Genomic DNA, 24081 nt, shown 5'->3' with positions numbered 1-24081 from the left:
TGTTTCGGGCCAGTAACGCCCGTGACAGGCGCGCGCGACCGTTTTGTTTGTTCGGCGCAATATCGCGACATGCCCCAAAGCGTCCGCGCGCAAATACCACAGGAATAATTGGCCCGAAACAAACGTAGGAGCGAGCGCAGCTCGCGATGCGCCGCGCGGGCGGCGCTCGATCTAACAAGCGCGAAAAACCTCAAGCCGAGCCTCTGTTAGCCCTCACACGATCCCCCGTGTGCCTGACCCTGTATACTTGCCAGCTGTCCCAGTCTTCGAGGTATCGCCATGCCATCTGCCATTTCCACTGACGTGCTGATCGTCGGCGCCGGGGTCGCAGGCCTCTGGCTCAATGCCCGCCTGCGCCGCCTGGGCTACTCGACAGTACTGGTGGAGCGCGCCAGCCTTGGCGGCGAGCAGACCATCAAGTCGCAGGGCATCATCCACGGCGGCACCAAATACGCCCTGCACGGCGCCCTGACCGGCGCCTCGGAAGCCATCGCCGACATGCCGCGCCGCTGGCGCGAGGCCTTGGCCGGCAACGGTGAACTCGACCTCGGGCGTACCCGCCTGCTCTCCGATGCCCACTACCTGTGGTCGCCGGGCACCTTGGCCGGCAACCTCACAAGCTTCTTCGCCAGCAAGGCCGTGCGCGGCCGGGTCGATCAGGTCAAGGGTGACCAGTTGCCACCCGCACTTCAGGACCGCGCGTTCAAGGGCAAGGTGTATCGCCTGGCGGAACTGGTGGTCGATGTCCCGAGCCTGCTGGCCAACCTGGCCGAGCTGGCCGGCGAGTCCTTGCTGGCAGGTGAACGCATCGAACCCATGCGTGAAGGTGATGCGTTGGTTGGCCTGCGCGTGGACGACCGGGAAATCCGTGCCCAGCGCATCGTATTGAGCGCCGGAGCCGGCACCGAAGGCTTGCTGCAGGCGCTGGGCCTGGATCAGCCGGCCATGCAAACCCGCCCGCTGCACATGGTCATGGCCAAGGGCCCGAACCTCAAACCTTTGTACGCCCACTGCCTCGGCGGCGGGCCCAAGCCTCGGGTGACGGTGACCACCCATCCGGCAGCCGATGGCCAGTGGGTCTGGTACCTCGGTGGGGACCTGGCCGAAGCCGATGGCGTGGCGCGCGAGCCTGCAGCGCAGATTGCTGCAGCGCAGAAGGAAATCGCCAGCCTGCTGCCATGGGTCGATCAGAGCCTGGTGCGCTGGGCCACACTGCGCGTCGACCGCGCTGAGCCTGCACAATCTGGCCTGGTACGCCCGGACAACGCCTTCCTTGCCGACCAGCAGCGTCTGCTGGTGGGCTGGCCGACCAAGCTGGCACTGGCACCGGACTTCAGCGACCGGGTGATCAGCCACCTGGAGCGCGACGGCATTCGTCCACAAGCACAGGCCGACCTGACCGACCTGCCACGCCCTCCGCTGGGCGTACCGGCCTGGGAGCAACTGCTGCCATGAGCCTGCCAACCCTGCACGAATTCCATCGCCCGCTGGGCAGCACCGGCCTCAAGGTCTCGCCACTGGGCCTCGGCACGGTCAAGCTGGGTCGCGATCAGGGCGTGAAGTACCCCACGGGCTTCACTATCCCCGGCGATGAAGACGCCCGCCTGTTACTGGCTCAGGCCCGCGAGCTTGGCATCAACCTGATCGACACCGCCCCGGCCTATGGCCACAGCGAAGAACGCCTGGGCCCGCTGCTGCGCGGCCAACGTGATGAATGGGTAATCGTCAGCAAGGTCGGTGAAGAGTTCGAGGAAGGCCTGTCGCATTTCGATTTCAGCGCCGCCCACACTCGCCGCTCGGTGGAGCGCAGCCTGCGCCGGCTCGAAACCGACCGCATCGAACTGGTGCTGGTGCATTCCGATGGCAACGACCTGGCCATTCTAGAACAGCAGGAGGTCTACCAGACCTTGGCCGAACTCAAGCAGGAGGGCAAGATCCTCGGTTTCGGGCTGTCCGGCAAGACCGTCGCCGGCGGCCTGAAAGCGCTGGAGCAAGGCGACTGCGCCATGGTCACCTACAACCTCAACGAACAGGCAGAACGCCCGGTGCTGGACTACGCTGCCGAACACGGCAAGGCCATCCTGGTAAAGAAGGCCTTGGCGAGCGGGCACATCTGCCTGGCCCCGGGCGTCGACCCGGTGCAGGCCAGCTTCGAGCTGCTGTTTGCCCACCCGGGCGTCAGCAGTGCTATTGTCGGCACCATCAACCCGTTGCACCTGGCCCACAATGTGGCCACCGTCGCCCGCATCCTGGGCCAGCATTGAGTTACCTCAGGCCTACGACTCAGGGCCTGGAGACTGACCCGACGCAAGGAGGAGCCTCGTGGCGCGAACGTTGATCCGCAAGAACCCGAGCAACTTCAAGACACTGCCACTGCATGTCGAGGCCACGCCCGAAGGCTTGATCTACCAAAGCATCGGCATGCCGCTGAACTTTGCCCAGACCCAGCAACGGCGCAAGGCCATCCAGTTACCCGACGCGCAACATTTCGTGGTCGAACTGGCCAACCTGGGCGTGTCAGTGCGCCTCACGCTGCATTGGCAGAACCGCGATTACTGGGTACTGGTGCGTCAGCGCCGACAAGACCGTGGCGATGTGGTGCTGAAACTGATTTCCGGTTATGTGCCGGCGCAGGAGCTGAACCTGCCGCTGCACACCGCTGTACAGGAAGTGGCCGAGGAGTGCCTGCTGGAAACCCCGGAAGGTTGGCTGGGCGGGCGCTTCAACGACACCTGGCTGCCCGTACCCTACGCCGCCGCCCTGCACTACCGCGAAACACCCCACTTCGTGCTGGCGCCCCAGTCCGGTGCCGCACGCCCGGTGCATTGCGGCAAACTGATGCTACTGGAGCGCCCACGGGCCTATGTGCACCTGCCCACCGCTTCGCTACAGCTGATCTATGACATGCGCCTGCAAGTGCCCCGGGACGCCAAGAAACTCAGCTTGTTCCACGTTGACGAACGGCTGGAGGGCGACCAGTTGGTGGCGCGGCTCAACCGCAAACGGCCCGACCTGTACCTGATGCCATTGAAGGACGGCCAGCCACTGGCAGAGCTGTATACGCTGAAAAAGGATGAACTGGTGCCAGCGAGTACGCGTGGGTTGTACCTGGCAGAGAGTTTTGCCCGGCAGGAAGGCTGGGTGGTGGCAGATGAACGGATACGCTGGAAGGATTGGGTGAAGCAGCAGGGTTTGGTGGAACGCACGCCTGAACGGGCGTCGCACTTGCAACGGTTTGGCGACAAGGCACGAGCGCTGCTGGAGCGGGCGCGAACTTCGCTGCACAAGTGACATCCCGGGAGCTTTCACCTTCTTGCAGGCGCGGGTAAACCCGCCCCTGCAGAGGGCCGCCACAGCGACCCCAAGGCCAGATCAGTTCTTGCGAATTTTCTCGACAATCGCCGTGGTCGAGCTGTTCTCGACCAGCCCCAGCACCTTCACGGTGCCGCCATAGCCCTTGACGATATCAGCGCCCACCACCTGATCGATGCCATAGTCGCCACCCTTCACCAGCACATCCGGCTTGACCTGGCTCAGCAGGTTTTCCGGGGTGCCTTCCGGGAAACTGATCACCCAGTCCACTGCGCCCAGACCGGCCAGTACAGCCATACGCCGGTCAACACTGTTGATCGGCCGGCCCGGCCCCTTCAGGCGGCTTACCGAGGCATCGTCATTTACCGCAACGATCAGGCGATCACCCTGAGCCCGCGCCTGCTCCAGGTAGGTGACATGCCCGGCATGCAGGATGTCGAAGCAGCCATTGGTAAAGACGATCTTCTCGTTGTGCGCCCGCGCGTCATCAATGGCCAGCAGCAATTGCTCCAGGCCCAGCACGCCGCGCTCGGAGCCTTCCTCACGCTGGATGGCCCGGCGCAGTTCAGGGGCGCTGATGGCAGCCGTACCCAGCTTGCCGACCACGATGCCCGCCGCCAGATTGGCCAGGGCCACCGCATGGGGTAGGTCCTCACCCGCGGCAATGGCCGCGGCAAGGGTGGAGATGACGGTATCGCCGGCACCGGTCACATCGAACACTTCGCGTGCCCGTGCTGGCAGGTGCAACGCCGGCTGACCAACACGCAGCAGGGTCATGCCATGCTCACCGCGGGTGACCAGCAAGGCACCCAGGTCCAGGTCCTGCAGCAGCTGCAAGCCCTTGGCGACCAGTTCGGCTTCATCGACGCAACGGCCGACAATGGTCTCGAATTCGCTGAGGTTCGGGGTAATCAGGCTGGCGCCACGGTAGATGGAAAAGTCCTTGCCCTTGGGGTCGGCCAGCACCGGAATACGCTTGGCGCGCGCCGCCTGGATCAGGTCTTGGTGATTCTTCAATGCACCTTTGCCGTAGTCGGACAGCACCAGCACCTTGACGCCTTCGAGCAGGCCATCGACCTCCGCGCCCAGCGACAGCGGGTCGGTGGCGAACGGCTCTTCGAAATCGATACGCAGCAACTGCTGGTGACGGCTCATGACCCGCAGCTTGACGATAGTCGGCTGGTGCGCGATGCGCTGGAATACCGAACGGACACCGGCAGCCTGCAGACTGTTGGCCAGGCTGTCGGCAGCCTCATCCTGGCCGGTAACGCCGATCAGCGAAGCCGGCGCGCCCAGCGCAGCAATGTTCAAGGCAACGTTGGCCGCACCGCCGGGGCGATCCTCGATCTGATCGACCTTGACCACCGGGACTGGCGCTTCAGGCGAAATACGCGAAGTACCGCCATGCCAGTAGCGGTCGAGCATGACATCGCCGACCACCAGTACCGGGGCTTGATCGAAACGCGGCATGGACAACTTCATGGGCAACCCATATGGAAATAATGAACAGGGGCAGGATATTAGCACAGGGTAGTCAATGGCTTTATGGCCAGATCATCCCTGGAAAATTCCCGTGACAATCGGGGCCATGACGGCCCCGATCAAGGAGGGTTCAGGTGATATCGGCCTTGGCCGGCTCATCCAGCCCCATGGCATGCAGGCGGGCATAATGGCCATTAGCCGCAAGCAGCTCGGCGTGAGTACCGCGCTCGACCAAGCGGCCCTGGTCCATGACCAGGATCTGGTCGGCCTTCTCGATGGTCGACAGGCGATGGGCGATCACCAGCGTGGTACGGCCTTGCATCACGTGGTCCAGAGCGGCCTGGATATGCCGCTCGGACTCGGTATCCAACGCCGAAGTGGCTTCGTCGAGGATCAGCAACGGCGCGTTTTTAAGCAGCGCACGGGCAATAGCCAGGCGCTGGCGCTGGCCACCAGAAAGCAGTACACCGTTCTCACCCACTTCAGTATCGAAGCCCTTTGGCAGCCGGTCGACGAATTCCTTGGCATAGGCATCGGCCGCGGCGGCCTCGATGTCTGCGCGCGGCGCGCCAGCCAGATCACCATAGGCGATGTTGTTGGCCACGGTGTCGTTGAACAGGGTGACATGCTGGGTGACTTGCGAAACATGGCGGCGCAGGTTGCGCAGGCGATAGTTCTCGATCTCCACGCCATCGAGCAGGATCTGCCCCTTGTCGTGGTGATAGAAACGCGGGATCAGGGCCGCCAGGGTAGACTTGCCACTGCCGGAGCGGCCGACCAGGGCGATCATCTGCCCGGGCTCGGCGACAAAACTGATGTCGCTCAGCACTTCACGCTCGGTACCCGGGTAAGTGAAGCTCAGGTTACGCACTTCCAGGCGCCCTTCCACACGTTCCTTCTCGACAGTACCGGTGTCCACTTCGGGTGCTTCGTCCAGTTGCTCGAAGATGCTCTCGGCACCTGCCAGGCCCTTCTGGATGGTCGAGCTGACTTCCGACAACTGGCGAATAGGCTTGGGCAGCAGGCCGGCAGCGGTGATATAGGCCACCAGGTCACCGGCAGTAGAATCCCCGCGCAGGAACAGTACCAGGAACATCAGCGCAGCCATGGCGCTGTAGATCACCAACTGAAGCATCGGTGTGTACAGCGCGCCGGTCTTGGTCATGCGCAGTTGCTTGTCGGTGTTGCTCTGGCTGGCCTGGTCGAATCGCCGCTCCTCATAGGCCTCGCCACCGAAGCTACGGACCACGCGGTACCCCTGGATGGTTTCCGAGGCAACGTGAGTGACGTCGCCCATGGCTACCTGGATCTTCTTGCTCTGCTTGCGGAATTTCTTGCTGGCGATGCTGACCATAACCGCGATCACCGGCAAGATGGCGACCATCACCAAGGTCAGGTGCCAGTTCATCCAGAGCAGATAGGCAAACAGGAACACCACGGTCAGGCCTTCGCGGATCACCACCTTGATGGCGTCGGTAGCAGCGCCGGTGACCATGGTCACATTGAAGGTAATGCGCGAAATCAGGTGCCCGGAGTTGTGGTTGTCGAAGTAGCGGTTGGGCAACACCAGCAGCTTGTTGAACAAAGCCACCCGCAGGTCATGCACCAGGCTCAGAGAGACCTTCGCCAGGAAGTAGTTGCCGAGGAACGAGCCAAGGCCCTGCCACGCAGCGATCAGGATGATCAGCAGCGGCACCGCCTGCAGCAATTGCAGGTCACGCAGGTAGGGTACGTTGGGGAACAATACCGCTTCGGGGTTGCTCAGCCCATCGACGAAGTACTTGAGAATGCCGGCCAGCATTGGCTGGGTCGAGGCAAAGATCACGAAACCGACAATGCTCAGCAGGAAAATGCCGACATAGGGTTTCACATAGCTCAACAGCCGGAAGTAGATCTTCAGGCTGGAGGTGTGCTCCGCTGGTCGCGGTGTTTCGGCCATTATCGAGCTCGCTGTTCAGGTTGAACCGGCAATTTTACCACAGGCGTCATTTTCGGCACGCCCCCATGGCAGCAACATGGCAAGGCCCACCGGCAGCCAGCTGATGAACCATTCGGCACGTGGCGTACCGGTGAGGCTGGCGGCATCGAACTGCATGGCCAGGGTCGAGTATACCCAGAACCCCAGCAGGACCTTGCCGAACAGGGTGCCGCGGGCGCGCACGATTTCGCCCAGCGTAAGCAGCCATACCATTACCCACAGCAACATGCCGGGCAAGCCCATTTCAACGGCAACATGGGTGAACATGTTGTGGGAATGATCAAAGTGCCTGCCGACGGCGCTCACTTCGTAATGAGCCCCCAGGCCAAGACCAGTCCAAGGGTGCGCGGCAATCATCTCGACCACAGCATGGAAAATTTCCGGCCGATAGGATGAACCCCGGTGGGCGATAAGGTCGTACACGGCCAAAAAGGCCAGGCCGGTGGCAAGCAATGCCAGAACAGAAAACACCCGGCTGTGGCGGTCACGGAACCACAGCGGCGCCATCACCACGGTAATCACCAGTGCCAGAATCGCGCCACGGCTCTGGCTGAAAATGGCGAAGGCACCCAGGCAAGCCAGTGCCGCCAGCCACAACAACTGCAAGCCACGGTGCCGAGGTGGCTCGTAGAGCATCAAGAGCAAGGCCGAACCAATGACATAAGCCCCCAGGATGGGGTGGGATATCTCGCCAATACCCGCCAGCCTGACCAGCAAAGGCTTATGCTGCACCCCATAGAACTTGAGGATGGAGACCAACGCAGCGAGGGCCAGCAACGCGCTGCCAAGCAGCAATAGCTGACGAATGCGGGCCTGGCCAAGCTGGGCCAACAGCGGAAACGCCAGCAGGAACACCAGGATGTAGAGCAAGCGCTTGAGCTCGCGCCCGGGCTCCTCGGCGGGCGACCAGGCCAGGCTCAGACCGCTCCAGGCCAGCAGCAGCAGCACACTCCCCCACAGCGCCGGTTGCCGCCCCCAGGCTTGCACCAGCACACCTCGGGCCGACCAGGCCAATACCAGCGTTGGCAGCCACAAGAACAACACCAGACCTTGCTGATAAACCTTGTTGCTGGGTGCCAGGGCAATCGCCGCCAGGAACCAGACCAGACCCAATCCTAACCAGGCTCGTGCCCAGTTTTTTTGATACAACATCCTTTCCCCCGATGAATCAAAAACACCATCCATGGTGCTACAACATTATTTTCGGCATTATTGCCGGTCATTTTGCTCGCCAGACGACAAGGCCCTATTCATGCAATGCTCCCGGCTCACCCAGGTCGACTTCGATCAGCTGACACTTGGCGCACAGGTGCTTGAGGCAGACAGCCATGGCGCCAAAGTCTACCTGCTCACAGATGGAAATTTCCTCAAGGTTTTTCGTAGGAAGCGGCTGATTTCATCTGCACTGCTACGCCCTTACTCGCAGCGCTTCGTCGATAACGCCGCGCGCCTGACGCAACTGGGCATCCCCACCCTCGAAGTGATCAGCCAGCACAAACTCGACCTGCCGGGCCGCACTGCGGTGCTGTATCGCCCGCTACCTGGGCGGACACTGCTGCAGATGTCGCGCGACGACGGATTCAGCTGGGACATTTACCTGCCACGCCTGATCGAACTGATCCGCCAGTTGCACCGCAGCGGCGTTTACTTCCGTTCGCTGCACCTGGGCAATGTGGTGGTCACCCCCGACCAGCGTCTGGGCTTGATCGACGTGGCCGACATGCGTTTTCTACGCCCGCCGCTGTCGGCTCGCATGATTCGACGCAATGTGCAGCACATGGTGCGCTATATCGAGCGGGAGAACCTGGGCGACCGGTTCCCCCTTGCCGCCTTCGAGGCAGCCTTGCTGACACGCTGAGCGTCAACTGCGCAACAGGCTCTGCGAGCCGCTGCAGAATGCCTGCCAGGCCTGCTCCGGCGCCAGTGCCTGGCGCTGCTTCGCGGCGATCGTCGATGCACTGAGCACCGCACAGCGCTCGATCGCCTCAGCCCAGGCGCTTTCGTCGGCAACCGGCAGGTAGCCACCCGTATCGTGCAACTGCTCGCGGAACACCTGCAGGTCGCTGCACACCACCGGTACATCGGCCATCACCGCTTCTTGCACCACCAGCCCCAGGCCTTCGGAACGCGAAGGCACCAATAGCCAGTCGAATGCCCGATACAGCTGCTGCAGGTCTTCGCGGTGACCGCGCAGATGAACGCGCCCAGCCAGGCCCAGCGCGTTGATACGCTGCTGCAACATGGCATGCTGCGGCCCCTCGCCAATGATCGCCAGTTGCAGGTCCGGCTGCCGTGCACTGGCCCTGGCGAATGCTTCGATCAGCATCTCGAAACCTTTACTCTCTACCAACCGCCCTACCGCACCCAGCATCACTCCGGCGCCGTGGGGCAACCGCAGCGCCTGCCTGGCCTGATCACGGCTCAGCAAAGGCTCGACGAATGCACGCGGGTCAAGCGCCATGCGCAGTGTCTGCACCGGCCTACCCAGATCACACTCCAGCGACTCGGCCAACGTCCGTGATACCGCCGCAACACTCAGCCGCTCGGACGGAAACATCTGCAACAAGCGGATATCGCTGGCATTCAGACGCGTCGTGCCATGGAACAGTACCTTGGCACGTACGTGGGGAATACGCTGCAACAACGGCAGCACCAACCGAGCGACGCCAATACCATCGAGCAGCACGATTTCTGCCCCCGCCTCGGCCAGTGCCTTGCGCAACCGCATGCGCAGCCATGGGCGCAGCAAGCGCCACAAGTGCCGCCCTTTGAGCGCACGTGAGGGCATATGCCATTCCCGGGTCGAACCGAGCCCACAGCAGAGCCCGCTCCCCAGCAGCAGCCAATTACTGATCCGGGCGTCGGCACCCGCGTTCGACAAGACCTGCCGATGCACCCTGTGAATCGACATGTAGGGCGTTCCACCCGCCCACATCATATTGACGATGTTCATGGGTCCTCTCCCGCTCAAGTCAGGTGGGACAGTGACTTCATTGAACAAAAAAGGTGATTCCCATGCCGATCAAGGTCCCCGCAACCAGCGCCAACGCCAGCTTCATCCGATCACGCTGACGGCGCTTGGCCTTACGCTCCACTTCAATGGGCAAGGTCACGTGATTGCCGAATCCAGTGTGCAATACTGCATCACCCTCCAAGGTGACCGCCGTCAGATTTAACTCAGCGTAGCGACGGGAAAGCGCCTTTTCTCCAGCATAGGCGGCAAACGGCGCACAGCGCTGGTAATCGCTCAATCGGCGCAGCCCAGGGTTGAGCGAGAACGCCTGCCACTCGGCCTTGTCGGACAGCAGCGGATAACACGGCACCCCGGCGATCACCTGACGATCGCCCAAGTGGATGTACGGGCTGTGGATGGCCAGATCGTGGGCATGGCTGCGCAACCACACCTGCAGCAGGTGGGGACTGACATCCAGGATGGCCCGCGAGTCTTCGACAAAGCCTTGGCGGTAGAATTGCCAGTCGTCTTCGCAGTGAAAAATGTAAGGCGTCTTCACGTGGCTGTAGGCCAGGTCGATAGACGGCAACTGACCAAGTTTTGGCCGGTTGACGAACACCTTGCAGTGCGGCTTCCAGTGCTCCGGCACAGCGGCATGCACAGCATCGTCGCCAGAGTCTTCGGTGATGAATACCTCGCGAATGGGCGCGGTGTTGTAGCGATCGAAACTCTCAAGGGTGTCTTTGAGCAGATCGAACCGCCCACAACTGGTCACGACGAGCGTGACGTCACTCTCATTTGAAAAGCGCACCGGACTCCCTCCGCATTACGACTATCGGCCTTCAACGACCCGCTCCTGGGCGCGAAAGCTCTTGTTTAGATGCCCAGCTTCAGGCGCAGCCGCTGCCATGCAGACAATGGCGGGTGGGGCCTGAGCGCCGGGCGCATATGGTCGACGATGCTACGTCCAACTGCGCCGAAACTAAAACGGGAAACCGCAAGTTGGCGGCCATTTTCTGCAATCTGCCGTGCCAGCTCGGGGTTCTCGCGCAAGTGACGAAGCTTTTCCTGAAGGGTCGGGATGTTGTCATAGAACACCACGTTGTGCATGTCTTGCAGACCCAGAGCACGGTTCTCTTCCTCGCCCTGGTCGTACGCCAGCAACACACAGCCACAGGCCATGGCTTCGAAGTTCTTGATCATGTATTCGCCCATGCCGACATCGGCACTGACGAAGAAACGAATACGGTTGAGCGTGTTGCAGTAGTCCTCGCCCGACTTGGTACGGGTTACCAGCAGGTTCTCGACCTGCCCCAACTCGTCCAGCAGTGCCTTGCGGCCGCTATAGGCCACGCTGTTGACGCTGCCGACAAAGGCCAGCTCGATGTCACGCTCGCGCCCTTGGTCGGCCAGCAACTGCTCGTCATAGCCCTTGGGCACGAACACCGCGTCAAAACCTTCCTGGCGCAGGCGCTCGCTGACCATATAGCCGGAGCTGATCACCCGCGCCCATGGCAACTGGCGGTAATGAGCGCTGAACTTGCCGGTGTACTTGCACGGGATGTAGTTCTGGTAGGCGTCGTGCTCGAGAATCACCAGGTTCGGCACCGTGCGGATAAAGGCCACCTGACGGATCTCCTGCTTGAAACGCAGGAAAAACACGATGCGGTCATAGCGCTCGACCTGCACCTCTCGCTTGAAGTAGCGGCGCAGGTTGCGTTGATCCTGGCTGGTAAGCCAGCGCAGGTCGCACTCGCAGTTGGCCGCGACGCCATCGTACAGGCGGTCAAGAATGGCCCGCTGTTCCTTCTGTACCAGAAATAGGACTTTCATTGCTTTCCTTGGGCGCTCTGCGCCTTCGCGGTCAACCATGGGGCGTGCTTACAGCTCACGCCGCCAGAACAGTTCGTGTCGGCGCACGGCCTTGCGGAAGAATTCGTTCTCCCCATAAGGCGATGGCTGTCGCCCGGCAAGCCAGCGTTGCAGCACGCGGCGCAGGCGGCGCTTGAACGGTGCCGGCGGCTGCAGGTCGTGCATCATGCCCAGGGCCATGGCCTTGTCGCGCTGGGTCGCGCAGTCCAGCACCAGGCTGCAGGGCGCCCAGGCCTGGGCGGCGCTCAATTGCGGCGGCAAGGCTACGCCATCACCACTGTTGCCCATCGGCCAGCGGTCGTTATCGTGCAGGTGGTTGGCGTAGCACAGCAAGGTTTGTGGCTGCCAGGCCATACCTTGCAAGGCTTCCAGCACCGCCGCCTGAGCGCAGATATGGTCCGGGTGGGGGTCTAACTGCGGGTGCGGCATCACCAGCACCTCTGGCTTGGCCAGTTCCAGCAAGGCTCGCAAATCGGCCAGCAGGTTGTGCCAGGTGGGCGCGCCATCACGGTCGCCCGGTAACGGGAACGGGTTGAACTGGCGGAACACGCGGATATCGGCCAGGTCTGCCTCACGTGAGGCAGCCGGCTGATCGGGTGCGGCCTGCATGGCAGGCAGCTGCAGGCAGAAGTAACCTAGCTGTATGCAACGCGACTCCGGCACACCGGCCCAACGCGGCACGGCGATGCTGTCCCAGGCACGCAGGCGACCTTTCAGGCGCGCGGCCTCGGCCTTTGCCAGGCCCATCTGCTGGTAGTGCTCGGCCTCTATCTCACCGGCAGTCAGGGTCACCACCCAGCTTTCGTCGGCCTGGCTGTACAAACCATACGCGGCCAACTCGGCGTCATCGGCATGTGGCGCGATCACCATCACCCGGCGCCGCTGCAGCTCGACCGAGGGGGTTATCCACAGGCGCAACTGACCCTGCAGCCGGCAATGCCGGCCGCGCAGTCGCAACGTACCGGCCTGCAGTGGCGCAGCAAGACCCGTCAGGTTAAGGAAGCGCACGCCATCGACGCCACGCTCGAACGCTTGCCGATCGGCCTGTTCGCCAGCCAGCAGCTCGACCCGAGGGTCGAGAAAGCGCCCCAACCAGCTGCTTTTTAGCCGCAGTTCAAGCACCAGGGTTTCGTCGCCTTGCAACGTGCAATCAGCCTTGAGCCAGCCATCGTGCAGGCTGGCTGGAACCTGCTGCACCTGATCGCCGAAGTCGTAGGCATAGTCCTCACCCGGTGCATAGAACAGGTGGTCGGCAAACCAGGCCTCATGGGCAGCCCAGAGCAGCGGCAACAACAGCAGTGGCAGCCACCACCAGCTGAAAACACCGAGGGCGACCAGCGCAACCAGGCCCGCCAGCAGCCCCAGGCGTTTGTTGCGCCGGTGGCGCTTGAGCAACTGCTGCTTGCGGCTCACGCTTGATACACCGGCACAGGGTTGCACCATCGGTCCTTGTACTCACGGTCAGCACGGCCGAACGAGAACCGCAGCGGCTTGTTGCGCGCCCGGGCATCTTCCCAGGCGGCCTGGGTATTGAGGAAGCTCAGCACGCTGCCTGGGCTGAAGGCCTTGGTTTCAGGGTCGACACCGCCATTGATGTACTCGACGCTGATCCACTCCGGCGCTTCGACGCGGTACACCAGCTGGATGGCAATCGGCTTACCGTCCAGCAGCAACACCGAGCCGATCAGCAGCTCACGCAGGCGCTCCAGCACATCGGCCATACGCTCGGCACCGGTGGCAGGGAAGCCCCAGCGGCGCAGGAACAGGTCGCAGTACATGCTGGCGATTTCCTGAGCACTGAAGTCGCTGATCGGGCGTACCACACCACCCGCCTCTTCCAGCAGGCGAAGTTCACGGCGCTGGTTGTAGCGGAACTTCTTCGACAGGTCTTCAGGCGCCCGGGCCATGGCCAACTGCTCCTTCTGCGCCTTGAGGCCGTTGAAGCGGCCCAGGTTCAGTTCGGACAGGTAACGCACGGTATGGCGCAACGGCGCAGCGGCATCAGGCGCCGCCGGCAGGATGATCTCGGCGTTGCCGAGGTCGAACAGGGCTTTCTTGCCAGCACGCTTCAGCACGTCCTTGGACAGCGCCAGGTGACGCCCCCAGACCGGGATCGCGGCTTTCAGCTCGCCAGCCTGGTGCCAGCCCAGGTAACGCACCGGGATTTGTGCCAGGTCCGCCAGTTGCTCGACCACCAGCGGATGGGTGGCGACACTGCCGCCAAAGCGCGCCCACGCCTGGCCATAAGCCTTGGCATCGATAGCTTGCCAACCGCGTTCGCGGAAGGCCTGGATACGATTGAGCATCAGGCCTGCCCCACCAACGCGCGCACCTGCGGGAGTTGCCAGAAGGCCTCGCGCACCGCCTGATCAGAGAAACGCTCACGCAGGCGCTGCAGCATGTGCCTGGCGCAGACCTGGCGCTGTTCAGCATCCAGTACGGCCATGTGCTTCAGGCCCTGGGCCAGCTGCGCGGCGTCGCCCAGCGGGAACAGAACGCCAACGCCCTCGACCACTTCGCGGGCACCACCACAGGCCGTGGCCAGCACCGGTACACCGGCAACCATCGCTTCAAGCAGAACCATGCCGAACGGCTCGTGATCCGAACTCAAAGCGAACACGTCGAACGCCTGAAAGTAACGGCGCGCATCCGGCACCTGGCCAAGAAAGTCGACTTGCCCGGCAATACCAAGCTCGGCGGCCAACGCCATGAGCTTGGCCTCCAGACGCCCCTTGCCGAGGATTGCCAGGCGGGCGCCAGCCGGCAGCCCCGGCAGTGCCTGGGCAAAACTGCGCAACAGGGTGGCCTGATCCTTGTCCGGGTGCAGGCGCCCAACATTGCCGACGATCCACGCCTGAGCATCCAGGCCCAAGGCCTGGCGTGCGTCAGCGCGCGGCACCAGGGCTGCTTGCAGGGCGTCGATGTCGATGCGGTTGTACAGGGTCTGAATGCGCTCGGCCGGCCACTGAGGCAAGCAACGGCGCATATCGTCACGTACCGCGTCCGAAACACCCAGCAGGCTCAGACGCTTGCTGAACAGGTTCGCGAACAGGCGGCGGCCTTTGCGCTGGTAGTCGCCAAAGGCATGGTGCACACCAATCACTGGCAGGCCGGTGCCCAGCAGGGCAACGTAGATCGGCTTGAAGCGATGGGCGATGCAAAAAGCGAAATTGCGTTCGGCCGCAATGCGCCGCAATGCGCGGATGGCGCCGAGTTTCAGACCACGCACGTCCTTGGAACTGAACTCAAGGAACAGCACCTCCTCCGACGCACAGCCAGCCGCTACCTGCGCGTCGGCGGCGCCGGTGAGGAACACCGTAGTCACCTGGTACCCACGCCCCTGAAACAGGCTGGCGTACTGACGGGCACAGTCCAGGAACGGCCCGTCATAGCCATGGCAGAACTGCAGGATGCGCGGTTCAGAGCGGCTGGTCATACGGGGCCGCGCCGTCCTTCACAACCAGGATGTCTTCCATGATCAGGTACTGCAGGTCCGAGCCGAAGAACATGTTCAACGCATCGGTCGGCGAGCAGATCATCGGTTCACCACGACGGTTCAGCGAGGTGTTCAGCGACACGCCGTTGCCAGTCAGGTCTTCCAGCGCCTTCATCATGTCGTAGTAGCGCGGGTTGTACTCGCGCTTGAGCACCTGGGCACGCGAAGTGCCGTCCTCATGCACCACTTCCGGCACGCGGGTCTTCCACTCTTCAGCGACTTCGAAGGTGAAGGTCATGAACGGCGCGGGATGGTCGACCTTGATCATCTGCGGGGCGACAGTGTCGAGCATCGACGGGCAGAAAGGTCTCCAGCGTTCGCGGAACTTGATCTGGTGGTTGATGCGGTCAGCCACGCCTTCCACGCTCGGGCAGCCGATGATCGATCGGCCACCGAGGGCACGCGGCCCGAACTCCATGCGGCCCTGGAACCAGGCTACCGGGTTGCCGTCGACCATGATCTGGGCGATCTGCTGCGGCATGTTCTCGAGTTTGCGCCACTTTGGCTGGTTCGGGTGACGGGCGCAGGCAGCGATCACGTCTTCGTTGGAGTACGACGGGCCGAGGTAGACGTGCTCCATCTTCTCGACCGGAACGCCACGGGCGTGCGAAACATAGGCTGCGGCGCCAACGGCAGTCCCGGCGTCGCCGGAGGCTGGCTGGACGAACAACTCTTTCACGTCCGGACGGGCGATGATTTTCTGGTTGAGCTTGACGTTCAGCGCACAGCCGCCAGCGAAGGCCAGCTTGCCGGTTTCACGCAGGGTGTCGCCCAGGTAATGGTCGATCATCTGCAGCGCCAGTTTCTCGAACAGCGCCTGCATGCTGGCGGCGTAATGGATGTACGGCTCGTCGGCGATGTCGCCTTCGCGCTTGGGGCCCAGCCATTCGATCAGCTTCGGCGAGAAGTAGAAGCCTTTGCCCTTCTCTTTATAGCGGCGCAGGCCGATAACGTTGGCGTACTCGGTGTTGATGACCAGCTCGCCGTTCTCGAAGCTGGCCAGACGCGAGAAGTCATACTTGCTTGCGTCGCCATACGGCGCCATGCCCATGACCTTGAACTCGCCATCGAGCATTTCGAAGCCCAGGAACTCGGTGATGGCACCGTACAGGCCACCCAGCGAGTCAGGGTCGAAGAATTCCTTGATCTTGTGGATCTTGCCGTTTTCACCGTAGCCAAAGAAGGTAGTGGCGTACTCGCCCTTGCCGTCGATGCCCAGGATTGCGGTTTTTTCCTTGAAGCCCGAGCAGTGATAAGCACTGGAAGCGTGGGCCAGGTGGTGCTCGACGGGCTCGATCTTGACCTTTTTCGGGTCAAAGCCCAGTTGCTCCAGGCACCAGACGATCTTCTTGCGATAACGCTTGTAGCGACGGTTGCCCATCAGGATGGCATCGAGTGCACGATCCGGGGCGTACCAATAGCGCTTGGCATAGTGCCACCGCGCCTTGCCGAACAGGCTGATCGGGGCGAACGGGATGGCTACCACGTCGACGTCGGACGGCTTGATGCCTGCCTGTTCCAGGCAGAACTTCGCCGACTCGTAGGGCATGCGGTTCTTCGCATGCTTGTCACGCACGAAGCGCTCTTCTTCGGCGGCGGCAATCAGCTTGCCGTCAATGTACAGGGCCGCGGAAGGGTCATGGCTAAGGGCGCCGGACAGGCCAAGAATCGTCAATGCCAAGGGATTAGCCTCTTCATTCGGTAGAAATGCGCCAGCGGCCTCTTGGGCGGATGGCGGCTAAAGGGCGGGATTATAACGCAAACATTGGAGGCACACCGCCCCCTTGTGGGAGCGGGTTCACCCGCGAAGCCGTCACGCGGTGGATGGCACCGGCGTTGCCGGTGTTCGCGGGCAAACCCGCTCAGGTTTACTCGGCGATCAGCCAGTCCATGCGGTAACTACCGGCGGTTTGTGCCAGCTCTTTGGCCAGCCATGGCAGCAGCTCCTTAAGCTCATCCTCCAACCCCCACGGCGGGTTGGCGATGGCCAGGCCAGAGCCGTTCAGCCCCTGAGGGCTGTCCTGGTGATGCACATACAGCTCAACCCGCAACAGTTTCGGCGCACCAGTGCTGGTCAGGTCCTGGTAATAGCGGGTCAGCGAACGCTGGTCCTTGATCGGGTACCAGATGGCCACAACCGTCTGGCGCATGCGGCCAATCGCCTCTTTCATGGCAGTGGTGCAGCGCTTGAGCTCATCGGCCTGCTCGAACGGCGGGTCGATCAGCATGATCGCGCGCTTTTCCTGCACCGGCAGCAAGGCCCGCGGCACATGCCAGCCTTCACCCAGGTGCACGGTCACGCGCGGGTCTTTTTTCATGTTTTCTTTGAGGAGCGGCCCGTCTTCGGGGTGTTTCTCGTTGAGCAGGGCGCGGTCCTGCTGGCGCATCAGACGACGTGCCAGTTCCGGCGAACCCGGGTAGTAGCGCAGCTCGCCATCGGCATTCAGGCGCTTGATGATGCGCAGGTAGTCGTCGGCCATGGCCGGCAGGTCATCGCGATTCCACAGGCGGGCTACGCCTTCCAGGTACTCGCCGGTGCGGCTTGCCTGGTCACCCTGCAGGTCGTACAGGCCGAGCCCTGCGTGGGTATCGATATAGGCGAAAGGCTGCTCCTTGCGCGACATCAGGGCGATGAGACGGGTCAGCACGATGTGTTTGAGGACGTCGGCGTGGTTGCCGGCGTGGAAGGCGTGACGATAGTTCATGGCAACTCCTGCGAAGGCGGCAAGTTTACCTTGCCTTGCAGGCGGAGTCAGGCCTGGCTGCTGATTGGCGGCACCCGCAAAGCAGGCGCCGCCAATTCAACGGGTGTTACTTGTCGGCGTGATACGCCGCGTCAGCCGCTTCGAAGCGTTTGACCATCGCCTGCGAAGGGCTACCCAGCTTGCTCACCAGAACAATGGCGATGCTGGCGAACAGGAAGCCCGGGATGATTTCGTACAACCCGAGGGTGTCGAAGTTCTTCCACAGGATCACCGTCAGCGCACCCACCACGATACCGGCCAGCGCGCCGTTACGGGTCATGCCTTTCCACAGCACCGAAATCAGCACCACCGGGCCGAAGGCAGCACCGAAGCCGGCCCAGGCATAGGCCACCAGGCCCAGCACGCGGTTTTCCGGATTGGCGGCCATGGTGATGGCAATCAGGGCCACGGCCAGCACCATAAGACGGCCGACCCACACCAGCTCGATCTGCGAAGCATTCTTGCGCAGGAAGGCTTTGTAGAAGTCTTCGGTCAAGGCACTGGAGCACACCAGCAGCTGGCAGCTCAGGGTACTCATGACCGCGGCCAGGATGGCCGACAGCAGGACACCTGCGATCCATGGGTTGAACAGGATCTTGGCCAGTTCGATGAACACACGTTCGTGGTTCTCGCTTACCGGGCCTGCCAGTTCAGGATGGGCCGAGAAGTAGGCGATACCGAAGAAGCCTACGGCGCAGGTACCCGCCAGGCACAGGATCATCCAGGTCATGGAAATGCGGCGCGCCTTGGCGATCGACTTCACCGAATCAGCGGCCATGAAGCGCGCCAGGATATGCGGCTGGCCGAAGTAACCCAGGCCCCAGCCCATCAGCGAGATGATACCGATGAAGGTGGCACCCTTGAGCATGTCGAAGTTCGCCGGGTTCACCGCCTCGATAGCGGCGAAGGTCTGGTCGAAGCCACCGGTGGCGATCAGCACGAACACCGGGGTGAGGATGAGCGCGAAGATCATCAGCGTGGCCTGCACGGTGTCGGTCCAGCTCACAGCCAGGAAACCACCGATGAATGTGTAGGCGATGGTCGCCGCTGCACCAGCCCACAGCGCGGTTTCATACGACATGCCGAAGGTGCTCTCGAACAGACGGGCACCGGCAACGATGCCGGAAGCGCAGTAGATGGTGAAGAAGACCAGGATGACGATGGCGGAGATGATACGCAGCAGGCCGCTATTGTCTTCGAAACGGCTGGAGAAATAGTCCGGCAGGGTCAGCGCGTCACCGTTGTGCTCGGTCTGCACGCGCAGCCGGCCAGCCACGAACAGCCAGTTCAGGTAGGCACCAACCGTCAGGCCGATGGCGATCCAGACCTCGGACAGGCCCGCGAAGTAGATGGCACCGGGCAGGCCCATCAGCAGCCAGCCACTCATGTCGGAGGCACCGGCAGACAGCGCGGTAACCACGCTACCCAGGCTGCGACCGCCCAGAATGTAATCGGAAAGGTTTTTGGTGGCGCGATAGGCGGCGAAGCCGATCAGCACCATTGCTGCGATGTAGATCACGAAGGTGATCGTTAGTGGATTGCCCATGCGTGTGCCCTGGCGTTTGTTTTTATCATGCACAACCGCAGCGATGGCGGTTGCACCCAGGCGGCGAATGCTATGCAACAACGCAAAGAAGGTGCAACCATTTTTCTTTTGCAAGTTGCACCTGCCAGTGCATTTTCCGACAAAGCCCATTTTTTGCTCCTTTCGGGAGTAAAAAACCGGTTTTTCAGAATAAATCACACCAAAAACGCCCCTTTTCAGGGGGCGGGAATGGCTATCGGACGAGTTGCACCTTCTACACAAAAAATTCAGGTTGCACCTAGTTGCACCCGAATTGTCCTACAGCTACTCTTGATGCCAGCTTAGGCCACAACCGTGGCAATAACGAGGATAAGAAATGGCGACTACCACCCTTGGGGTCAAACTCGACGACCCGACCCGTGAGCGACTCAAAGCAGCTGCGCAGTCCATTGACCGCACACCTCACTGGTTGATCAAGCAAGCGATCTTCAATTACCTGGAGAAGCTCGAGGGTGGCGCAACCCTGACCGAACTCAACGGTCATGCCAGCAACCCGGCCGACGATGCCGGTGAAATCCAGGCCGACCACAGCCACCAGTGCTTCCTCGAATTTGCCGAGAGCATCTTGCCACAGTCGGTACTGCGCTCGGCAATCACCGCTGCCTACCGCCGCCCCGAGCAGGAAGTGGTGCCAATGCTGCTGGAGCAGGCGCGCCTGAGCGCGCCGCTGGCCGAAGCCACCAACAAGCTGGCCGCAAGCATTGCTGAAAAACTGCGCAATCAGAAAAGCGCCGGCGGCCGTGCCGGTGTCGTCCAGGGCCTGCTGCAGGAGTTTTCGCTGTCTTCTCAGGAAGGCGTGGCGCTGATGTGCCTGGCCGAAGCCCTGCTGCGTATCCCCGACAAAGGCACCCGCGATGCGCTGATCCGCGACAAGATCAGTACCGGCAACTGGCAGCCACACCTGGGCAACAGCCCGTCGCTGTTCGTCAACGCCGCCACCTGGGGGCTGCTGCTGACCGGCAAGCTGGTCAGCACCCACAACGAAACCGGCCTCACCTCCTCGCTCACTCGCATTATCGGCAAGAGCGGCGAGCCGATGATCCGCAAGGGCGTCGACATGGCCATGCGCCTGATGGGTGAGCAGTTCGTCACCGGCGAGACCATTGCCGAAGCACTGGCCAACGCCAGCCGCTTCGAGTCCAAAGGCTTCCGCTACTCCTACGACATGCTCGGCGAAGCCGCACTGACCGAGCACGACGCGCAGAAATACCTGGCGTCCTACGAGCAGGCCATCCACTCGATCGGCAAGGCCTCGCATGGCCGCGGCATCTACGAAGGCCCAGGCATCTCGATCAAGCTGTCGGCCCTGCACCCGCGCTACAGCCGTGCCCAGTACGAGCGCGTGATGGAAGAGCTGTACCCGCGCCTGCTGTCGCTGACGCTGCTGGCCAAGCAGTACGACATCGGCCTGAACATCGACGCCGAAGAAGCCGACCGCCTGGAGCTTTCGCTCGATCTGCTCGAGCGCCTGTGCTTCGAGCCATCCCTGGCTGGCTGGAACGGCATCGGTTTCGTTATCCAGGCCTACCAGAAGCGCTGCCCGTACGTGATCGACTACGTCATCGATCTGGCCAAGCGCAGCCGCCACCGCCTGATGATCCGCCTGGTAAAAGGCGCCTACTGGGACAGCGAGATCAAGCGTGCTCAGGTCGAAGGCCTGGAAGGCTACCCGGTCTATACCCGCAAGGTGTACACCGACGTGTCCTACGTGGCCTGCGCCCGCAAGCTGCTGGCCGTGCCAGAAGCCATCTACCCGCAGTTCGCCACCCACAACGCCCACACCCTGTCGGCCATCTACCACATTGCCGGGCAGAACTATTACCCGGGCCAGTACGAGTTCCAGTGCCTGCACGGCATGGGCGAACCGCTGTACGAGCAAGTGGTTGGCAAGATTGCCGATGGCAAGCTGAACCGCCCGTGCCGCGTGTACGCGCCGGTCGGCACCCATGAAACGCTGCTGGCCTACCTGGTGCGCCGCCTGCTGGAAAACGGCGCCAACACCTCGTTCGTCAACCGCATCGCCGACCACTCGATTTCCATCCAGGAACTAGTCGCCGACCCGGTGGCCAGCATCGAGCGCATGGGTACCCAGGAAGGCAGTATCGGTCTGCCGCACCCGCGTATCCCGCTGCCACGCGATCTGTATGGCACTGAACGGGCCAACTCGGCCGGCATCGACATGGCCAACGAACACCGTCTGGCATCGCTGTCCTGCGCCATGCTGGCCACCGCCCACAACGACTGGAAGGCTGCCCCGCTGCTGGCCTGCGCCGCCAGCGAGAGCGCTGCCACACCGGTACTGAACCCGGCGGACCACCGCGACGTGGTCGGCCACGTGCAAGAAGCCACCGTTGCCGACGTGGACAACGCCATCCAGTGCGCACTGAACGCCGCGCCGATCTGGCAGGCCACCCCGCCAGCCGAGCGTGCTGCCATTCTGGAACGCACCGCCGACCTGATGGAGGCCGAAATCCAGCCGCTGATGGGCCTGCTCATCCGCGAGGCCGGCAAGACCTTCGCCAACGCCATCGCCGAAGTGCGTGAAGCCGTGGACTTCCTGCGCTACTACGCGGTGCAGGCACGCAACGACTTCAGCAACGACGCCCACCGCCCGCTGGGCCCGGTGGTGTGCATCAGCCCCTGGAACTTCCCGCTGGCGATCTTCACCGGCCAGGTGGCCGCAGCCCTGGCTGCCGGCAACCCGGTACTGGCCAAGCCTGCCGAGCAAACCCCGCTGATCGCCGCCCAGGCCGTGCGCCTGATGTTGGAAGCTGGCATCCCCGAAGGCGTGCTGCAACTGCTGCCAGGCCGCGGTGAAACCGTCGGTGCCGGCCTGGTAGGAGACGAACGCGTCAAAGGCGTGATGTTCACCGGTTCCACCGAAGTGGCCCGCCTGCTGCAGCGCAACGTCGCTGGCCGCCTCGACAACCAGGGCCGCCCGATCCCGCTGATCGCCGAAACCGGCGGCCAGAACGCGATGATCGTCGACTCCTCGGCACTGACCGAACAGGTCGTGATCGACGTGGTGTCCTCGGCCTTCGACAGTGCCGGCCAGCGTTGCTCGGCCCTGCGTGTGCTGTGCTTGCAGGAAGACTCCGCCGACCGCGTAATCGAAATGCTCAAGGGCGCCATGGCTGAAAGCCGCCTGGGCTGCCCGGACCGCCTGGCCGTGGACATCGGCCCGGTGATCGACGCCGAAGCCAAGGCCGGCATCGAGAAGCACATTCAGGGCATGCGCGAGAAAGGCCGCTCGGTCTACCAAGTGGCCATTGCCGATGCTGCCGAGATCAAGCGTGGCACCTTCGTCATGCCGACCCTGATCGAACTGGAAAGCTTCGACGAACTGAAGCGTGAAATCTTCGGTCCCGTACTGCACGTGGTGCGCTACAACCGCCGCAACCTGGACCAATTGATCGAGCAGATCAACAACTCCGGCTACGGCCTGACCCTGGGCGTGCACACCCGCATCGACGAGACCATTGCCAAAGTGGTGGAAACCGCCAATGCCGGCAACATGTACGTCAACCGCAATATTGTGGGTGCCGTGGTGGGCGTGCAGCCGTTCGGTGGTGAAGGCCTGTCTGGCACCGGCCCGAAAGCCGGCGGCCCGCTGTACCTGTACCGCCTGTTGTCGACCCGTCCGGCCGACGCCATTGGCCGCCACTTCCAGCAGCAGGACGGCGAAGGCATGCCGGACCGCACCGTGCACGAACAGCTGGTCAAGCCACTGCACGGCCTGAAGGCTTGGGCCGAGAGCAACCAGCTGGCCGACCTGGTCGCGCTGTGCAGCCAGTTCGCCAGCCAGTCGCAGAGCGGCATCGCCCGCCTGCTGCCTGGCCCGACCGGCGAGCGCAACAGCTACACCATCTTGCCGCGTGAGCACGTACTGTGCCTGGCCGACAACGAAACCGACCTGCTGGCGCAGCTGGCCGCAGTACTGGCCGTTGGCAGCTCGGCGGTATGGGTTGACGGTGAACCGGGCAAAGCCCTGCGCGCCCGCCTGCCGCGTGAGCTGCAGGCCAAGGTGAAGCTGGTCGCGGACTGGAACAAGGATGAAGTGGCGTTCGACGCCGTGATCCACCATGGCGACTCGGACCAGTTGCGCGGCGTATGCCAGCAGGTGGCCAAACGTGCCGGGGCGATCGTTGGGGTGCACGGACTGTCCAGCGGTGATCACCAGATTGCGCTGGAGCGTTTGGTGATTGAGCGGGCGGTGAGCGTGAACACTGCGGCGGCGGGTGGTAACGCCAGCCTGATGACCATTGGCTGAAGCTGAGGGTTGCTGAAAAGGGGAGCTTAGGCTCTCCTTTTTTATGGGCGTTTGACTTGAGATTGGGTTTGGCTGCCAGGGGCTCGCCACAACACTTTCTGCGCCTGCAAGACCGAGCGCCGCCCGCGCGGCGCATCGCGAGCTGCGCTCGCTCCTACGTCTGTTTCGGGCCAGTAACGGCCGTGACAGGCGCGCGCGACCGTTTTGTTTGTTCGGCGCAATATCGCGACATGCCCCAAAGCGCCCGCGCGCAAATCCCCCAGAAATAACTGGACCGAAACAAACGTAGGAGCGAGCACAGCTCGCGATGCGCCGCGCGGGCGGCGCTCGGTCTCCCAGACGACGCACCTCTACCGCCATACCCTCAAAGCCACACCGCATGGCATGAG

18 protein-coding genes are annotated in these 24081 nt (G+C 62.7%); 6 read left to right on the top strand and 12 right to left on the bottom strand.

All coding sequences use genetic code 11. The annotated features are described in order from the left end of the window. The first annotated feature begins 279 nt into the window (after positions 1-279). From ACF8EA_RS11580 to ACF8EA_RS11570, 3 genes are read left to right on the top strand one after another with little or no spacing between them, the layout of a single operon-like run. Positions 280-1455 (top strand): FAD-binding oxidoreductase, encoded by a 1176-nt coding sequence (locus tag ACF8EA_RS11580; RefSeq protein ID WP_101196447.1) that lies wholly within the window; start codon positions 280-282, stop codon positions 1453-1455. Then, a complete protein-coding gene (locus ACF8EA_RS11575; RefSeq protein ID WP_084850260.1) occupies positions 1452-2264 on the top strand; it encodes an aldo/keto reductase in 813 nt (270 codons plus the stop codon). Before ACF8EA_RS11580 ends, ACF8EA_RS11575 begins: the two co-directional genes overlap by 4 nt. Positions 2265-2322: 58 nt before the next feature. Beyond that, positions 2323-3291, top strand: coding sequence for a hypothetical protein (locus tag ACF8EA_RS11570; RefSeq protein WP_021783833.1), 969 nt, complete (start codon positions 2323-2325; stop codon positions 3289-3291). 81 nt (positions 3292-3372) lie between these two features. On the opposite strand, the gene hldE is transcribed toward ACF8EA_RS11570, so the two are convergent. The 3 genes from hldE to ACF8EA_RS11555 form a co-directional block, all read right to left on the bottom strand. Next, the gene (gene hldE, locus ACF8EA_RS11565) at positions 3373-4794 is read right to left on the bottom strand and encodes a bifunctional D-glycero-beta-D-manno-heptose-7-phosphate kinase/D-glycero-beta-D-manno-heptose 1-phosphate adenylyltransferase HldE (protein ID WP_021783834.1); all 1422 of its coding nucleotides are present in this window, start codon (positions 4792-4794) and stop codon (positions 3373-3375) included. A 130-nt stretch (positions 4795-4924) separates the two neighbouring features. Continuing rightward, positions 4925-6733: a lipid A export permease/ATP-binding protein MsbA gene (gene msbA, locus ACF8EA_RS11560; protein ID WP_084850259.1), complete on the bottom strand. Its 1809-nt coding sequence runs from the start codon at positions 6731-6733 to the stop codon at positions 4925-4927. A 15-nt stretch (positions 6734-6748) separates the two neighbouring features. After that, positions 6749-7924 carry an O-antigen ligase gene (locus ACF8EA_RS11555; RefSeq protein ID WP_028697036.1) on the bottom strand — a complete coding sequence of 392 codons (1176 nt, stop codon included), beginning with the start codon at positions 7922-7924 and terminating at the stop codon, positions 6749-6751. A gap of 100 nt (positions 7925-8024) precedes the next feature. Between ACF8EA_RS11555 and ACF8EA_RS11550 the strand changes: the two genes are divergently transcribed. After that, entirely contained in the window at positions 8025-8630 is a 606-nt protein-coding gene (locus ACF8EA_RS11550; protein WP_021783837.1) for a hypothetical protein, read from the top strand. A gap of 3 nt (positions 8631-8633) precedes the next feature. Here the strand turns inward: ACF8EA_RS11550 and ACF8EA_RS11545 are convergent, their stop codons facing one another. From ACF8EA_RS11545 to putP, 9 genes are all read right to left on the bottom strand, one after another. After that, complete coding sequence (locus tag ACF8EA_RS11545) at positions 8634-9725, bottom strand: glycosyltransferase (protein WP_031322437.1); 1092 nt, start codon at positions 9723-9725, stop codon at positions 8634-8636. A gap of 37 nt (positions 9726-9762) precedes the next feature. After that, entirely contained in the window at positions 9763-10536 is a 774-nt protein-coding gene (locus ACF8EA_RS11540) for a glycosyltransferase family 2 protein (RefSeq protein WP_028697038.1), read from the bottom strand. Between the two features lie 65 nt (positions 10537-10601). After that, a complete protein-coding gene (locus ACF8EA_RS11535; RefSeq protein ID WP_103469620.1) occupies positions 10602-11558 on the bottom strand; it encodes a glycosyltransferase in 957 nt (318 codons plus the stop codon). A gap of 48 nt (positions 11559-11606) precedes the next feature. After that, the gene (locus tag ACF8EA_RS11530) at positions 11607-13010 is read right to left on the bottom strand and encodes a PIG-L family deacetylase (protein ID WP_338444307.1); all 1404 of its coding nucleotides are present in this window, start codon (positions 13008-13010) and stop codon (positions 11607-11609) included. After that, positions 13007-13903, bottom strand: a complete 897-nt coding sequence (locus ACF8EA_RS11525; protein WP_392522075.1) for an antimicrobial resistance protein Mig-14 — start codon at positions 13901-13903, stop codon at positions 13007-13009. Before ACF8EA_RS11525 ends, ACF8EA_RS11530 begins: the two co-directional genes overlap by 4 nt. Continuing rightward, positions 13903-15033, bottom strand: coding sequence for a glycosyltransferase (locus ACF8EA_RS11520; RefSeq protein ID WP_392522073.1), 1131 nt, complete (start codon positions 15031-15033; stop codon positions 13903-13905). Before ACF8EA_RS11520 ends, ACF8EA_RS11525 begins: the two co-directional genes overlap by 1 nt. Next, positions 15017-16774 carry a carbamoyltransferase gene (locus ACF8EA_RS11515; RefSeq protein ID WP_003249431.1) on the bottom strand — a complete coding sequence of 586 codons (1758 nt, stop codon included), beginning with the start codon at positions 16772-16774 and terminating at the stop codon, positions 15017-15019. Before ACF8EA_RS11515 ends, ACF8EA_RS11520 begins: the two co-directional genes overlap by 17 nt. A gap of 187 nt (positions 16775-16961) precedes the next feature. Continuing rightward, positions 16962-17798, bottom strand: a complete 837-nt coding sequence (locus tag ACF8EA_RS11510; RefSeq protein WP_003249430.1) for a 23S rRNA (adenine(2030)-N(6))-methyltransferase RlmJ — start codon at positions 17796-17798, stop codon at positions 16962-16964. Positions 17799-17904: 106 nt separating this feature from the next. Next, positions 17905-19383, bottom strand: a complete 1479-nt coding sequence (gene putP, locus ACF8EA_RS11505) for a sodium/proline symporter PutP (RefSeq protein ID WP_028697041.1) — start codon at positions 19381-19383, stop codon at positions 17905-17907. A 27-nt stretch (positions 19384-19410) separates the two neighbouring features. On the opposite strand from putP, the gene ACF8EA_RS11500 reads away from it, so the two are divergent. Beyond that, positions 19411-19707, top strand: coding sequence for a hypothetical protein (locus ACF8EA_RS11500; protein ID WP_152546615.1), 297 nt, complete (start codon positions 19411-19413; stop codon positions 19705-19707). 31 nt (positions 19708-19738) lie between these two features. Further along, on the top strand, positions 19739-23692 hold the full coding sequence (putA, locus tag ACF8EA_RS11495) for a trifunctional transcriptional regulator/proline dehydrogenase/L-glutamate gamma-semialdehyde dehydrogenase (RefSeq protein WP_392522071.1): 3954 nt from the start codon (positions 19739-19741) through the stop codon (positions 23690-23692). The last annotated feature ends 389 nt before the right edge of the window (positions 23693-24081 follow it).

Source organism: Pseudomonas sp. YQ_5 (assembly GCF_043103305.1).
Lineage (GTDB): Bacteria > Pseudomonadota > Gammaproteobacteria > Pseudomonadales > Pseudomonadaceae > Aquipseudomonas > Aquipseudomonas putida_Y.
This window is presented reverse-complemented; position numbering and strand designations above follow the sequence as displayed.